The organism is Sulfitobacter sp. GN1-4, from assembly GCF_055693825.1.
Genome location: NZ_JBVFUQ010000003.1, coordinates 1,565,286 through 1,578,761 on the forward strand (window position 1 = coordinate 1,565,286; position 13,476 = coordinate 1,578,761).

The 13,476-nt window shown below is 58.9% G+C and carries 16 protein-coding genes and 1 tRNA gene; 6 read left to right on the forward strand and 11 right to left on the reverse strand.

Going from position 1 to position 13,476, the window contains the following annotated elements; genetic code table 11:
- Positions 1-11: 11 nt before the first annotated feature.
- The 3 genes from ACZ1HM_RS08230 to hisA all read right to left on the reverse strand — a co-directional run bounded on the left by ACZ1HM_RS08230 (position 12) and on the right by hisA (position 1,861).
- Complete coding sequence (locus tag ACZ1HM_RS08230; RefSeq protein ID WP_472742343.1) at positions 12-317, reverse strand: phosphoribosyl-ATP diphosphatase; 306 nt, start codon at positions 315-317, stop codon at positions 12-14.
- Positions 314-1,075 carry an imidazole glycerol phosphate synthase subunit HisF gene (gene hisF, locus ACZ1HM_RS08235; protein ID WP_472742344.1) on the reverse strand — a complete coding sequence of 254 codons (762 nt, stop codon included), beginning with the start codon at positions 1,073-1,075 and terminating at the stop codon, positions 314-316. Before hisF ends, ACZ1HM_RS08230 begins: the two co-directional genes overlap by 4 nt.
- A 66-nt stretch (positions 1,076-1,141) precedes the next feature.
- Positions 1,142-1,861 carry a 1-(5-phosphoribosyl)-5-[(5-phosphoribosylamino)methylideneamino]imidazole-4-carboxamide isomerase gene (gene hisA / locus ACZ1HM_RS08240; RefSeq protein ID WP_472742345.1) on the reverse strand — a complete coding sequence of 240 codons (720 nt, stop codon included), beginning with the start codon at positions 1,859-1,861 and terminating at the stop codon, positions 1,142-1,144.
- 127 nt (positions 1,862-1,988) lie between these two features.
- Between hisA and ACZ1HM_RS08245 the strand changes: the two genes are divergently transcribed.
- Positions 1,989-2,384 (forward strand): DUF2147 domain-containing protein, encoded by a 396-nt coding sequence (locus ACZ1HM_RS08245; RefSeq protein WP_472742346.1) that lies wholly within the window; start codon positions 1,989-1,991, stop codon positions 2,382-2,384.
- A 131-nt stretch (positions 2,385-2,515) separates the two neighbouring features.
- A complete protein-coding gene (locus ACZ1HM_RS08250; RefSeq protein ID WP_472742347.1) occupies positions 2,516-2,884 on the forward strand; it encodes a DUF2147 domain-containing protein in 369 nt (122 codons plus the stop codon).
- Here the strand turns inward: ACZ1HM_RS08250 and hisH are convergent, their stop codons facing one another.
- Together hisH and hisB are read right to left on the reverse strand one after the other, a co-directional pair.
- A complete protein-coding gene (hisH, locus tag ACZ1HM_RS08255) occupies positions 2,885-3,523 on the reverse strand; it encodes an imidazole glycerol phosphate synthase subunit HisH (protein ID WP_472742348.1) in 639 nt (212 codons plus the stop codon).
- 16 nt (positions 3,524-3,539) lie between these two features.
- Positions 3,540-4,127: an imidazoleglycerol-phosphate dehydratase HisB gene (gene hisB, locus ACZ1HM_RS08260; protein ID WP_472742349.1), complete on the reverse strand. Its 588-nt coding sequence runs from the start codon at positions 4,125-4,127 to the stop codon at positions 3,540-3,542.
- 298 nt (positions 4,128-4,425) lie between these two features.
- Here hisB and ACZ1HM_RS08265 point away from each other — a divergent pair, with 298 nt between their 5' ends.
- Positions 4,426-4,665 carry an Lrp/AsnC ligand binding domain-containing protein gene (locus tag ACZ1HM_RS08265; RefSeq protein WP_472742350.1) on the forward strand — a complete coding sequence of 80 codons (240 nt, stop codon included), beginning with the start codon at positions 4,426-4,428 and terminating at the stop codon, positions 4,663-4,665.
- A complete protein-coding gene (locus ACZ1HM_RS08270; protein ID WP_472742351.1) occupies positions 4,665-5,009 on the forward strand; it encodes a hypothetical protein in 345 nt (114 codons plus the stop codon). The genes ACZ1HM_RS08265 and ACZ1HM_RS08270 overlap by 1 nt, the downstream gene beginning before the upstream one ends.
- A 218-nt stretch (positions 5,010-5,227) precedes the next feature.
- On the opposite strand, the gene ACZ1HM_RS08275 is transcribed toward ACZ1HM_RS08270, so the two are convergent.
- Both ACZ1HM_RS08275 and ACZ1HM_RS08280 read right to left on the reverse strand, forming a co-directional pair.
- Positions 5,228-6,205, reverse strand: a complete 978-nt coding sequence (locus tag ACZ1HM_RS08275) for a response regulator (protein ID WP_472742352.1) — start codon at positions 6,203-6,205, stop codon at positions 5,228-5,230.
- 343 nt (positions 6,206-6,548) lie between these two features.
- Positions 6,549-6,623: transfer RNA gene (locus tag ACZ1HM_RS08280), tRNA-Gly, on the reverse strand.
- Between the two features lie 162 nt (positions 6,624-6,785).
- Between ACZ1HM_RS08280 and ACZ1HM_RS08285 the strand changes: the two genes are divergently transcribed.
- On the forward strand, positions 6,786-8,051 hold the full coding sequence (locus ACZ1HM_RS08285; protein ID WP_472742353.1) for an MFS transporter: 1,266 nt from the start codon (positions 6,786-6,788) through the stop codon (positions 8,049-8,051).
- On the opposite strand, the gene ACZ1HM_RS08290 is transcribed toward ACZ1HM_RS08285, so the two are convergent.
- The 4 genes from ACZ1HM_RS08290 to ACZ1HM_RS08305 form a co-directional block, all read right to left on the reverse strand.
- Complete coding sequence (locus tag ACZ1HM_RS08290) at positions 8,036-8,425, reverse strand: MAPEG family protein (RefSeq protein WP_472742354.1); 390 nt, start codon at positions 8,423-8,425, stop codon at positions 8,036-8,038. The two genes, ACZ1HM_RS08285 and ACZ1HM_RS08290, sit on opposite strands and share 16 nt — an antisense overlap.
- A gap of 212 nt (positions 8,426-8,637) precedes the next feature.
- Complete coding sequence (gene ctaD, locus ACZ1HM_RS08295; protein WP_472742355.1) at positions 8,638-10,311, reverse strand: cytochrome c oxidase subunit I; 1,674 nt, start codon at positions 10,309-10,311, stop codon at positions 8,638-8,640.
- A 242-nt stretch (positions 10,312-10,553) separates the two neighbouring features.
- Entirely contained in the window at positions 10,554-11,225 is a 672-nt protein-coding gene (gene lipB / locus ACZ1HM_RS08300; RefSeq protein WP_472742356.1) for a lipoyl(octanoyl) transferase LipB, read from the reverse strand.
- 43 nt (positions 11,226-11,268) lie between these two features.
- The gene (locus ACZ1HM_RS08305) at positions 11,269-11,943 is read right to left on the reverse strand and encodes a DsbA family oxidoreductase (protein WP_472742357.1); all 675 of its coding nucleotides are present in this window, start codon (positions 11,941-11,943) and stop codon (positions 11,269-11,271) included.
- Positions 11,944-12,099: 156 nt separating this feature from the next.
- Between ACZ1HM_RS08305 and ACZ1HM_RS08310 the strand changes: the two genes are divergently transcribed.
- On the forward strand, positions 12,100-13,431 hold the full coding sequence (locus ACZ1HM_RS08310) for a peptidoglycan-binding domain-containing protein (RefSeq protein WP_472742358.1): 1,332 nt from the start codon (positions 12,100-12,102) through the stop codon (positions 13,429-13,431).
- Positions 13,432-13,476: the final 45 nt, after the last annotated feature.

A 13,476-nucleotide genomic window follows, 5' to 3' on the forward strand; every position in this document is an offset into this window, starting at 1 on the left:
TGCCGTCACGTCTACCGGCTGGCTTTTTCCGCAAGACCCGACTGCGCCTGGCGGCGCTCCAGCTCGGCCAGCACATCGGACAAGGCAACATCGCGCGCAGCCAGCATTACCAGCAGATGGTAAAGCACATCAGCGGCCTCAGAGGTGAGGGCCGGTTTGTCACCTTTGACGGCTTCGATGATCGCTTCTATCGCTTCTTCGCCAAATTTCTCGGCGCATTTTTCGGGGCCTTTGGCCAACAATTGCGCCGTCCAGCTGCTGGCAGGGTCAGCTGCTTTGCGCGCCACGACGGTGGCGTAGAGATCATCAAGGGTCATGTCAGCCTCATGGGGATGCCGGCCGCAGCCATATGCGCCTTGGCCTCAGCGATGGTGTATTCACCGAAGTGGAAGATTGAGGCCGCAAGCACCGCAGAGGCACCGCCTTCGGTGACGCCTTCGACCAAATGGTCAAGCGTGCCGACACCGCCCGAGGCGATGACGGGCACATGCACCGCATCCGAGATCGCGCGGGTGAGGGGCAGGTTAAACCCGGCCTTGGTGCCATCCCGGTCCATAGAGGTCAGCAGGATTTCTCCGGCCCCTTTGGCGGTGACGATGCGGGCAAAATCAACTGCGTCGATGCCGGTGGGTTTGCGCCCGCCGTGGGTGAAAATCTCCCATTTGCCGGGGGAGACGGTTTTCGCGTCGATGGCGCAGACGATGCATTGGCTGCCAAATTGATCGGCGGCCTCTGCGATGACGTCTGGATTGGCGACGGCGGCTGAATTGAAGCTGACCTTGTCCGCGCCCGCCAGCAACAGCGCGCGCACGTCCTGCGCGCTGCGTACACCGCCGCCGACGGTCAGCGGGATATAGCAATGCTCAGCCGTGCGGCGCACCAGATCAAACATGGTGCCGCGGTTTTCATGGGTGGCGTGAATGTCGAGAAAGCACAGCTCATCCGCACCCGCCGCGTCATAGGCGATGGCGGCATCCACCGGATCGCCCGCATCCCGCAGACCCACAAAGTTCACGCCTTTCACAACGCGGCCATCGGCAACATCAAGGCAGGGGATGATACGGGTTTTGAGCATGGCGTTTCGTAACAGAGGCTTGTGTGTGGGGGAAGGTGGGGATGAGGTGTATTGGAAAGATGAAGCTCAGGGCGCGAGCATCTTGAGCGCTTGCGCCAGGTCGATGGCCCCGTCATAGAGCGCGCGGCCAGAGATGGCGCCGTGGATGACGCCGGTGTCTTTCAGCGCTTGCAGATCGCCCAGCGATGAGACGCCGCCTGAGGCGATCACGGGGATTGAGACAGCGCGGGCCAGATCGGCAGTGGCCGCCGTATTGGGCCCGCCCATCGCGCCGTCGCGCAGGATGTCGGTGTAGATGATCGCCGCAACGCCTGCGTCCTCAAAGGATTTGGCAAGGTCTGTGACCATCACATCGGTTTCCTCAGCCCAGCCTTTGGTGGCCACTTTGCCGTTGCGCGCGTCAATGCCCACGGCCACGTGGCCTGGGAACGCGCGGGCGGCTTCGCGCACCAGATCAGGGTTTTCGACAGCCACCGTGCCTAGGATCACGCGGGCCAATCCCCTGTCCAGCCAGCGCTCAATCGTGGCCATGTCGCGGATGCCGCCGCCCAATTGGGCAGGCACATCGCAGGCCTTCAAAATCGCCTCAACCGGGGCTGCATTCACCGGCTCGCCTGCGAAAGCGCCGTTGAGGTCAACCAGGTGCAACCAAGAACATCCCGCTTCAACAAAGCTGCGGGCTTGGGCGGCGGGATCGTCGTTAAAGACGGTGGATTTCTCCATGTCGCCATGCACAAGCCGCACCGCTTGGCCGTCTTTGAGATCAATGGCGGGGAAGAGGATCATGGGCGTGTCTTTCTAAGCTGTCCTGGCTTCCTGTGGCATGGGATTGCCCGATTTGCAACGCGACCCAAGGTCAGGCTTGCCAGAAAGCGCAGCCCGCGCGCACACTGGGGCAAAACGGGAGGACACTATGAAAACACTTATCGCATCAAGCATTGCTGGCGTATTGATGGCCGGGGCTGCCTTGGCCGCAGATCCAATTGTTGGCACCTGGCAAACCATCAAGGATGACAATGGCAACTACGGTCAGATCAAGATCACCGAATGCGGGGCCGCGATTTGCGGCACTTTGGTGAAGTCTTTTGATTCTGCCGGTAAGGAATTTGCGTCAGACAACAACGGTCGCAAGCTGATCTGGGATATGAAAAGCCAAGGCGGCGGCAAATATGCCGGCGGCAAGGTCTATTCCCCGGATCGGGACAAAACCTACAACGGTCGTCTGGAACTGTCCGGCAATGCGCTGGATGTGAAAGGCTGTGTGTTGGGCGTTTGCCGCAGTGGTGGCAAGTGGTCCCGGGTCAAATAACTTCACAGACCACGCAGGTTATTGAAACACCAGTTTGATTTTTCTAAGCTGTGGCAGGGGTTTGTTGCCACGGCTGGGGAAATTCGAATGACGTATCGCCGCATTTTGATCTGTGCTGCCATCTGCGCGGCATGGGCAGGGGGGCAAGCGCGCAAGAGGCCGAAGGACAGGTCGAAATCCCGCGCGGTTTGTGGGAAACGCCGCTTGATGAAACGGGCGTGTTGTTTCATGTGCGCACCCGGCGGTGTGGGCGCGCGCTCTGTGGTCGGGTGGAGCGGGCCAAAAACCGGCGCGGCTATGACACGCCGTCTAATGCGGTGGGTGACAAGTTTATCTGGGGCATGCGCCCGCAGCCTGATGGCAGCTTTCTGGGCGAATACCGCGATCCGCAGGCCAACAGTTTTGAAAAATCCCGTGTCCAGGTGATTGGCAAAGAACTCCGCCTGGAGGCCTGTAATGATGCGGGGTGCAGCAAAGAGGTCTGGACCCGGATCAGGTGATCACGGGGCCCAGGTCAGGAAATTCGCGATCAGACGCAGGCCGGTGTGTTGGCTTTTTTCGGGGTGGAACTGCATCCCCAGCATGGTGTCGCGTCCGATGATGGCAGTGACGTCACCGGCATAATCCACATGGGCCAGCCGCTCAGCCGGGTTTGCGACGGCCATGTGATAGGAATGCACAAAATATGCATGATCGCCTGTCTTGAGGTCGGCAAAGACGGGATGTGCGGCATCAACGATCAGGTCATTCCATCCCATATGCGGCACTTTGAGCGTGGTATCTGCGGGCGTGATCTTGGTCACTTCACCGCCGATCCAATCCAGGCCAGGGGTATCTTCATATTCGCGGCCCCATGTCGCCATCAGCTGCATGCCAACGCAAATACCCAGAAACGGCCGGCCCTTGACCGCAACTGCGTCAACCATCGCGTCATAAAGGCCACCTGAGCCTTTCAACGCCGCCATGCAGGCAGGAAATGCACCGTCACCGGGCAGCACAATCCGGTCAGCGCGGGCCACAACATCGGCGTCCGCGGTCACGCAAACCTCGCCTGCGTTGACTTCATTTGCCATACGCTCAAACGCTTTATGCGCTGAGTGGAGGTTGCCGGATTCGTAATCAATAATCGCCGTTAGCACGGGGGCAGACCTTTGCTCACAATGCGCCTTTGGTTGAGGGGATATCCTCAGCCTTGCGGGGGTCAACCTCAACCGCTTCGCGCAGGGCGCGGGCGACGGATTTGAACGCGGCTTCTGCGATGTGGTGGCTGTTGATGCCGTGCAGCATATCGACGTGCAGCGTGATGCCGCCGTGGGTGCTGAGGGCCTGGAAGAATTCGCGCACCAATTCGCTGTCAAAGCTGCCGATCTTGGGGGTGGGCAAATCCAGGTTCCAGATCAGGAAAGGGCGGGCGGATAGATCAAGCGCGGTGCGCACCAAAGCGTCATCCATGGGCAACAGGCAGGACCCATATCTGCGGATGCCGCGTTTGTCGCCCAAGGCTGAGGCCAGCGCCTGACCCAAGGCGATGCCCACATCTTCGACGGTGTGGTGGTCATCAATGTGCAGATCGCCCTTGGCGCGGATTTTCATATCAATCAAAGAGTGGCGCGCCAGCTGATCCAGCATGTGATCAAAGAACCCCACGCCAGTTTCATTGTCATAGGCACCTGAGCCGTCGAGATTGATCTCAACAGTGATGTCCGTTTCTGCAGTGGTGCGGTTCAGGCTTGCGCTGCGCATGTGGGGCCTCCGGGCGCGAATAATGAGTTGCCTTATATCAACCAAAGCGTACAGGCCAACCCCGTGGCCGCACCTGCGGGAACAATCGCTGGCAACTGGTGCAGGATTGATCCGCACCTTGCGGTAGCTATTGCGAGGTGCATCTGGAGAAGGACCGTGCGCAATGCGCAACCTGTTGAAATCCTTGCGTTCAGGAAGGGTGGGTGCGATCCCGGCGGGGGCATCTGCGCACCATATCACCCATTGCAGGGCGCTTGGCCTTGTGCGACCCTTACATGTCCCAACGAAAGAGACCGACATGAGCACCTGTGTCTTTATCCAGATCCGCTGTAAGCCTGGCCAAACCTATAAGGTGGCTGAGGAAATTGCCCTGCGTGAGATCCATTCAGAGCTGTATTCAACTTCGGGTGACTATGATCTGCTGATGAAGGTCTATATTCCCAAGGATGAAGATGTTGGTGTTTTCATCAATGACCGGCTGTTGGATATCGACGGCATTGAACGATCTTTGACCACGATGACCTTTAAGGTCTTTTGATGCGCCAAGCGCTTTCTCTAGCTTTGACAGCCATGTTGTTCGCGGTCCCACAAGCGGGTGACGCCAAACGGGTCTATGAAGGCCGCGAGGCATCGGCACTGCGCTGTGCCAACACGGTTGCATTGACGGCTGTCGCATTGTCGCGTGCCGATATGATTGGGCAGGCGGAAAAGGATGTGATGTTAGGCATCACGACCCTGATCTTAGAGCGCCATGTCAGCGGCACATGGCGCGAGAAGAAAGCAGCGCTGTCGGTGATGCGTGACCGGCGCAGCGTTGATGACACCATTGAGGACTACCGGCGCAACGCCACCTGGTGCCTCCGTGAGTTTCCCATAAACTAGAGCGAAATGCGTTTCTGCTGATGCGACGTATCCCGCAACCCGTTGAAATCTCTGATTTCAGGCAGGGTTGAGGAGGTCGAGTGTATGCATTTCTGCTCACCGGCGAAATGCGTTTCCTGTTGATGCGACGTATCCCGCAACCCGTTGAAACCATTGATCAGAGGCAATGTTGGGGGCTTGAGGCCAAAGCATGTCCGCCGCTGAGCGATCCGCATGCCTTAGAATTGCGGATGCCCTTGGCGCGCCGACTTGGCCTGCTGCTTGAGCTTAATCTTCTCGCGGTTGCGCAACCGGTCGCGGGCGCGGTCAAAGGTCTTTTTCACACGCTGATTGCGGCTGGCATTTGGCATCACCGGGTTCCCAACAGAGACATCCAGACTGATATTGCGCCCATCTTCAAAAGGAGAGGGTTGGGCGGCCAAAACCAATTGGATCTTATCCTCAATCTCAGGCCACGCGGGCGGTTCCGACCCTTGCGTGATGCACATGAATGTCCCGTCGCCTTCATAGGCCATCAGCAAATGCGGCCAGTCCACGACATCGGTAATGGCCTCAACCACATGGGTCAGAAGCTGGGTGAATTCATGTGGCTTGCTCCGCTGGTAGTAGTGTTCCAGATCCGCGATGCGCGCGGCAAAGATGGTGCAGGTGTCCAGGCGACGGCGCGACAGCTGTGACAGGTAGTTGCCCAAAGCGAAGGGCAGGATCACCTGATGATGGGCGGCCAATCGAATGGGTTCGCTGATGTCAAACCCATGCGAGCCTTCCTCGGCATCCCATGGCATCTGGGCCAGATCAAGAACCGGCGCGCGTGTTGAGCGTTCGGTCATGCGCTCGGCCACGCGGACCCGTGTTGCGATTTCTTTTACGTCAAAGGGTTTGGTGATGTAGTCATCTGCGCCCGCGGCAAAGGCGCGTTCAATGCGTGTGCTGTCTGTGACAGCGGTAAGCATCAGAATGGGCGTGTTGCGATAAAGCGGGATCTGGCGGATTTTCTCGCACAGCTCAATGCCCGTCATGTTGGGCATCTCAATGTCCAGGATCAAACCATCAAATTCCAGATCAGGATCGTTGATCAATTCCAGCGCCGCAGCGCCAGAAGAGGCAACGGTGATGTTGGGCAGCTGTGCTTGCCGAAAGACGATCGGCAAAAGGTCAAGGATCAGCGGATCGTCGTCGACAGCAAGCAATCTCATTGTGTACCTCAGGTCTCAAAGCGGTTCCAACGTGGCAGAACCAGGGGTTGAACCTTTAGACACCAGGATATCGGCCTCATTATGACACTATTTTCGGAAAAATTAGGGAATTGGCCGCTGGCTTGCACAGAACATGCCCGAATTGCGGCGAAAGCGCTGAAACGGCACATTCTCGTACCAGGATTGGGACATGGGCGTGCGTGCGGATATGCTGTGCGGTAACCATCAGCGGCTGACGGATGAGGGGAGGGGCCCAAATAGGGCAAGCGTTTGGACAGGTTGGAAACGAAAAAGACCGCCCGAAGGCGGTCTCATTCATGCCTGCTGGGTGGCAGGCCCCAATTGGAGCGGGCGAGGCGATTCGAACGCCCGACCCTAACCTTGGCAAGGTTATGCTCTACCCCTGAGCTACGCCCGCATCCTTGGGTGAGTGCGAAATACCCATCCCGGCACGGTCCTGCAAGAGGGAAATGATACAAGCTGCGAAAAATTTCTAGAAAGTCACACACGCCCGCCGCGCCGTAGGTCTGCTGTGCTCTGACCTTGACCTCAACCATGGTTGAAGCGCCACTGTGCAATCATGTCATCTGCAGAATCGCCCCAGGGCTTCCGCCCCTTCATCGCCGCCAGTGGCCTGACAAACCTTGCCGATGGCATTGCTGTTGTGGCTTGGGCTTGGCTTGCATCCCTGCTGACGCGCGACCCGCTGATGATTGCGCTTGTGCCTGTCGCGCTGCGCTTGCCCTGGTTTCTCTTTGCACTGCCTGCGGGCGTTGTGACGGACCGGGTGGACCGACGGCAGTTGATCCTGTGGATGGACATCCTGCGCGGCGTAGGCTTTGCGCTGGTAGCCTTTATGATCTGGCAGGCGGGCACATTGCCCGCGCCGCAAGAAACAGGTGCACCGCCGCTTTTGTATCTGATCATTGCAGCCGCCTTCCTTGTGGGCGGCGCTGAGGTGTTTCGCGACAATGCCGCGCAAACCATGCTGCCCGCCATCGTGCCGCATGCCCAGCTAGAGCGCGCAAACGGCAGGCTTTGGAGTGTTGAGCTGGTGGGCAACGCCCTTTTGGGGCCGGCGCTGGGCGCGTTTTTGATTGCTTGGATGATTGCCGCGCCCTTTGCGATGAACGCGGGCGCCTATGTGCTGGCCATCCTGCTTTTGCTGCAGGTGCGAGGATCTTTCAAACCCGCGCCGAAAGAACGCAGAGATTGGCGGGCAGAGCTGCGCGAGGGCTATGATTTTCTGCGTGCCGCCCCGCTGCTCAGGGCGCTGGCGCTGATCACTGGTTTTTGGAACCTCTTGTTTGAAATGGTGATGATTGCCCTGATCCTGCATGGTCAGGAAAACCTGAACCTCAGCGCGCAGGCCTATGGGTTGATCCTGGCGGCAGGCGCAGTAGGGGGCATTTTGGGCGGATGGTACGGAGAGGTGATTGTCCGCGTGCTTGGCCCCCTGCGCACCGCCCAATGGATGCTGGTCCTGTCGGCCCCGGCATTCTTGGCCATGGCCCTTGCCCCCGGTGCCATCAGTCTTGGGATTGTGCTGATGTTGTTTAACTTCACCGGTCTGGTGTGGAACACGGTTTCGGTTTCATATCGCCAGCGGATGATCCCGGATGCGCTCTTGGGGCGGGTCAACAGCCTCTACCGTCTTTTGGCCTGGGGCATGATGCCGGTGGGGCTGATGCTGTCAGGGGTGCTTGTGCGATTTGCTGAGCAGATCGTGTCGCGGCCTACGGCGCTGGTTGTGCCGTTTCTGGCCGGGACCGTTGGCGCGGTTGTGCTGGGGGTCTGGGGATGGCGGACGCTAAGCCGGTGGTGGCCCGATCAAACCAAGGCGTGAGCCAATAGCGCCAAGGCCCCAAGGCCAATGGCCAAAAGGTTCAAGAGCATCCCCATCTGACGGAAGATGATCTTTTGCGGGGTTGAGGCAAACCCGTAGGCATGCAGCACGCGGCCCAGCACAATCGCCACACCCATCACATGCACAGCCACGGCGGGGGCGCCTGAAAGCTCGGTCAGCAGCAGCAGCAAAAGGGCGATCGGCGCGTATTCAGCGCAGTTCGCCTGCGCCCGCATCCGTTTCAGCAGATTCTTGTCACCCTGATCGCCCAGCGAAATGATATTGGCACGCCGGTAGGAAATGACCCGCCAGCTGAGTGCCAGAAAGATCAGCGCGGTCAGGGCGGCATAGATGGGGGTGATGGCGAGGGTCATGGGGTATTCCTTTGGGTGTTGGGCGCGCGGGACGGGTGCAGGTGGCAACCTGACCGGAGCGCCGTCATTCTGTCCAGACTGACGTGGCGTAGGGGGCAAAACCCTTTAAAGGGTTTTGGCCGTTTCCTTGCAAGGAAACGCCACCGCGCCGGACAAAGAAAAAGGCCCCAACAACGGTTGGGGCCTTTCGTTTATCTTGCGGTGCAACCGGATCAATGTCCTGGCTGTTTGTCCCATTCTCCCTGCTTTGGCAGGATTTCGAACGTATGCTCTGGTGGGGGGGACGGCAGCGTCCACTCCAGCGTATCGGCATATTCGTTCCATGGGTTGTTCTCTGTCACCCGTGCGCCGCGTGTCAGGGCGTAGATCATGACGCCAAAGAAGAACACGAAGGACGCAAAGGACAGGAACGCACCCCAGCTGGACCACAGGTTCCAGTAGGCAAATGCCTCTGGGTAGTCGATGTAGCGGCGTGGCATGCCCTGACGGCCCAGGAAGTGCTGTGGGAAGAAGGTCAGGTTGGCACCGATGAACATGGTCCAGAAGTGCAGCTTGCCCGCCCATTCAGGGTACATGCGGCCCGTCATCTTGGGGAAGTAGAAGTAGATCCCCGCAAAGATACAGAACACCGCACCCAGGCTCATCACGTAGTGGAAGTGTGCCACCACATAATATGTGTCGTGGTAATAGCGGTCCACAGCGGCCTGCGACAGCACGATGCCCGTCACACCACCGACGGTGAAAAGGAACAGGAAGCCAAAGGCCCAGAGCATGGGTGTTTTAAGCTCAACTGAGCCGCCCCACATGGTGGCAATCCAAGAGAAGATCTTTACCCCTGTCGGCACCGCAATAACCATGGTGGCCAGCATAAAGTAGGCCTGCTGGTTCAGCGTCATGCCCACCGTGTACATGTGGTGCGCCCAGACGACAAAGCCCAAGGCACCGATCGCGATGATCGCCCAGACCATCGGCAGGTAGCCAAAGACAGGCTTGCGGCTGAACGTGGCAATCACGTGAGAGATGATGCCAAAGCCCGGCAGGATAATGATGTACACCTCAGGATGCCCAAAGAACCACAGGATGTGCTGGTAAAGAACCGGGTCACCACCGCCTGCAGGATCAAAGAAGGCAAAGCCAAAGTTACGGTCCATCAGCAGCATCGTGATGGCACCCGCCAGAACCGGCAGGGACAGCAGAATGAGCCAAGAAGTGACGAAGATCGACCAAGAGAACAACGGCACCTTAAACAGCGTCATGCCAGGTGCGCGCATGTTCAGGAAGGTGGTGATCATGTTGATCGCGCCCAGGATCGAGGATGCGCCAGAGACGTGCACCGCAAAGATCGCGAGATCCATCGACATGCCGCCCTCTTTTACAGAAAGCGGTGGATACAGCACCCAGCCGACGCCAGAGCCTGCCTGCCCGTTGCCGCCAGGGGCCAGAACGGAGCATACCGCCAGCGTTGTACCAGCGACATAAAGCCAGAAGGACAGGTTGTTCATCCGTGGGAACGCCATGTCAGGCGCGCCGATTTGCAGTGGCATAAAGTAGTTACCAAAGCCCCCGAACAGCGCCGGGATCACCACGAAGAACATCATAAGAATGCCGTGACCGGTGATCAAAACATTCCAAAGATGCCCATTGGGCGTACAGGTTGCGGCGCTGTCAGCAATGAAACGTGCGCCTTCCAGGCACATGTACTGAACGCCTGGGTTCATCAGTTCCAACCGCATGTAAACGGTGAAAGCGACGGATACAAAACCAGCTAAGGCTGAGACAATCAGATACAGAATGCCGATGTCTTTGTGGTTGGTTGACATGAACCACCGGGTAAAGAAGCCCCGGTTGTCTTCATGGTCGTGCCCGTGAATGGCTGCGTCTGCCATGCGGTGCCTCCTCAGATATAGAATTTGGTCGCACCCCGCCTGTTGGCTACACGCGATGCGGATCTGGTCCTCGTTCTAGGCGAGCACTCGCGCCGGAGCAATGGGCGCGATGGTCGCAGGGGGAAAAAGTTGCGATATTTTTCCCTCATCCAGCAAGGGTTAGGTCCGTTTGCCCGCCTGATGTTGGCTGATGGGGCAATTCGGGGCCGCCAAGGCGCAGGGCAGGGCGGCGAAGCGCCTGTTCAGACGGCTGATTCCACGCCCGTTTCGCCAAACACCAGATCGAAGTTCGTTTTCAATGCGACATCCAGATCGTCCATCGTCACCGGCAGGCCAAGATCGACAAGCGATGTGACCCCGTGATCGGCGATGCCGCAGGGCACAATGCCTTCAAAATGCGTCAGATCCGGCTCCACGTTGATGCTGATTCCGTGAAAGCTGATCCACTTGCGCATCCTGATGCCCACCGCCGCGATCTTATCCTCTGCGACCTGGCCGTTTGGGCCTGCAGGCTTTTCGGGGCGTTTGATCCAAACGCCAACCCGGCCATCGCGAATTTCGCCACGCAGCCCAAATTGCGCCAGCGTTTCAATCACCCAGCGTTCCAGCTGCTTGACGAATTGGCGGATGTCGCGCCCGCGCTTGGCCACGTCCAACAGCACGTAAGCCACGCGCTGGCCGGGGCCGTGATAGGTGTACTGCCCACCCCGCCGAGTTTGATACACCGGCAGGCCCATCGGGTCGATCAGGTCTTTATCCTCAGCCGAGGTGCCAGCGGTGTAGAGCGGTGGATGCTCTACCAGCCAGATACATTCAGGGGCCGCACCCGAAGAAATTGCGGCAACCCGCGCCTCCATCCAGGCCTCTGCGGTCCGGTAGTCGGTTAAACCGTCTGAGATGATCCACTCAACCATATGCGCGGTTTAGTCCCTGGCGGGTCTGGGGGGAAGGGGCTGGTCAGGCCGCGGCACGTTCGGCCAGTACTTTTTGCAACATCTGCGCATAGGTCTGTGCGCCTTGGGCCCCGGTCAGCATGTATTTCCCCTCAAAAACCATGGAAGGCACACCGGAGACACCACGTGACGTCCAGAACTGCTGATGCGCGCGGGTTTCCTCCGCGCGTTCGCCTGAGGCCAGAAGCGCCGCCGCTTCCGCGCCGGGCAGGCCTACGCTTTCGGCGACATCCACCAACACCTGAGGCTGCGAGACATCTTTGCCATCGGTAAAATGAGCCGCAAAGAGCGCCATTTTCAGCGGATGCTGTTTGCCTTGCGATTGTGCCCATCCCAGCAGTTGGTGCGCAGCAAAGGTGTTCACGATCCGGCTGTCTTCCTGAAAGTTGAACGCGATCCCCAATTGCGCACCCAACTCCGTCAGTTGCGCCCGTGCTGCCTGGGATTGGGCGGGTGAGCTGCCGTATTTCTGTGCGATATGTTCCGCCAGGTTCTGCCCTTCTGCTGGCATGTCCGGGTTCAGCTCAAAAGGATGCCACCGGATGTAGGCACCCGCACCGGTCATCCCCAAGGCCTGTTCCAGCTGTTTGAACCCGACAATGCACCAGGGGCACATGACGTCAGACACGATATCAACCTGAACGACAGGTCCGGCGTCGGCGGCGGTGTTCTGGGTCACAAGGCGTCCTTTCATGAGATGACCTGTCCAAGGTCGGGAATTCCAGACTGTCTTTCAAGGGGCATCCGCCGCTCAATACCACCTGTGTTTTTGGGGGATCGGCAGACCTGTGGTAGGCTTGGCCCCATATCCGACTCGTTTATTTGGAGATTTTGAATGCATTTTAAGTTCATGACCGGGGCTTTTGTTGCAGCCTCTCTTGCCGTCCTGCCCGTTGAACGTGCTCAAGCGGATGCGGGCGACTTTATCGCAGGTGCCATCATCGGCGGCATCGTCGGTGCAAATGCCAAAAAGCAGCGCAGCACCACAAAACGGACCTACAAGAAACGCTCAACCATCCCTTCCACGCAAGAAGGGCGCAGTATTCAGGCGTCTTTGAATTACTTCGGCTTTAACGCGGGGTCAGTGGATGGCCAGTTGGGCCGCAAAAGCCGGGACGCGATTTCGCGTTACCAAGCCTATTTGGGCTATCCGGTCACGGGCCAGCTGTCTGCGTTTGAACAAAACCTGTTGGTGTCCAGCTACAACCGCGCGCAAGCGGGTGGGTATGCGGTGCAACAACAGGTCGCAACCAACCCCGACGGCACCCGTGGTTTGCTGAAAACCTACCGCGCTGAGATGGCGGGCCAATCCCCGGCAGGCAACGTGGCACCGCAAACAACCATCGTGGTGGCGCCGCAGACCGCCCCACAGCCCGCGCCCGCGACAACAACGGTGGCTGCAACGGGCACCCTGGCGGGGGCCGCTGGTCTGGCGGCCGCTGTGGCGCCCACCACCGCTTTGCCCAATTTCCTTGGCGCAGGCACCCAGGCGTCGTTGGCATCGCATTGCAACACGGTGTCCTTGATCACCAACACCAATGGCGGCTTTACAACGCTGGCCAGCATGTCTGATCCCAATGTCGCGATTAATGAACAGTTCTGCTTGGCGCGCACCTATGCCATCGCCAAATCAGAAGAACTGGTCAGCCAGATCCAGGGCTTTACCCCCGATCAAATTGCCCAGCAATGCCAAGGGTTTGGCCCCGCAATGAAGGATCATGTTGCCGCCCTTTCCCTAAAATCGCGAGAAGCGGTTGTGGCGGATGTGTCCTCATTCATTTTGACCACCGGCATGTCGCCCGCGCAATTGGCTGGCACCGCGCGGATCTGCATGGGTGTAGGCTACCGTACTGACAACATGGACGTCGCGGTCGGATCGGCGCTGTTGCTCTTTGCAATGGGCGAGGGGGTCTATGGCGAGCTGATGGGCCACCACCTGAGCCAAGGGTTCGGCCCCGCGAAACGCGTGGACATGGCCGCCAGCTGGTACGCTGCGGGTCTGCAAGCGGTCGATAGCGGTGCCGCAGCGGTGTTCGTGCCCGGCCAGCCTGAGCGCACTGAGCTGATCCGCGCGGCATCCCAGCGCATGGTCAGCGGCGGGGGTGCTTTGCCGCAGCCACAGCCTGCATCAAGCAGCGGTTTGCCGACTTTCTCGATCAGCGAATAGAGACCGCAACACTGAAAAATCCTGACCCCGGTTGCCCCCCGCAGC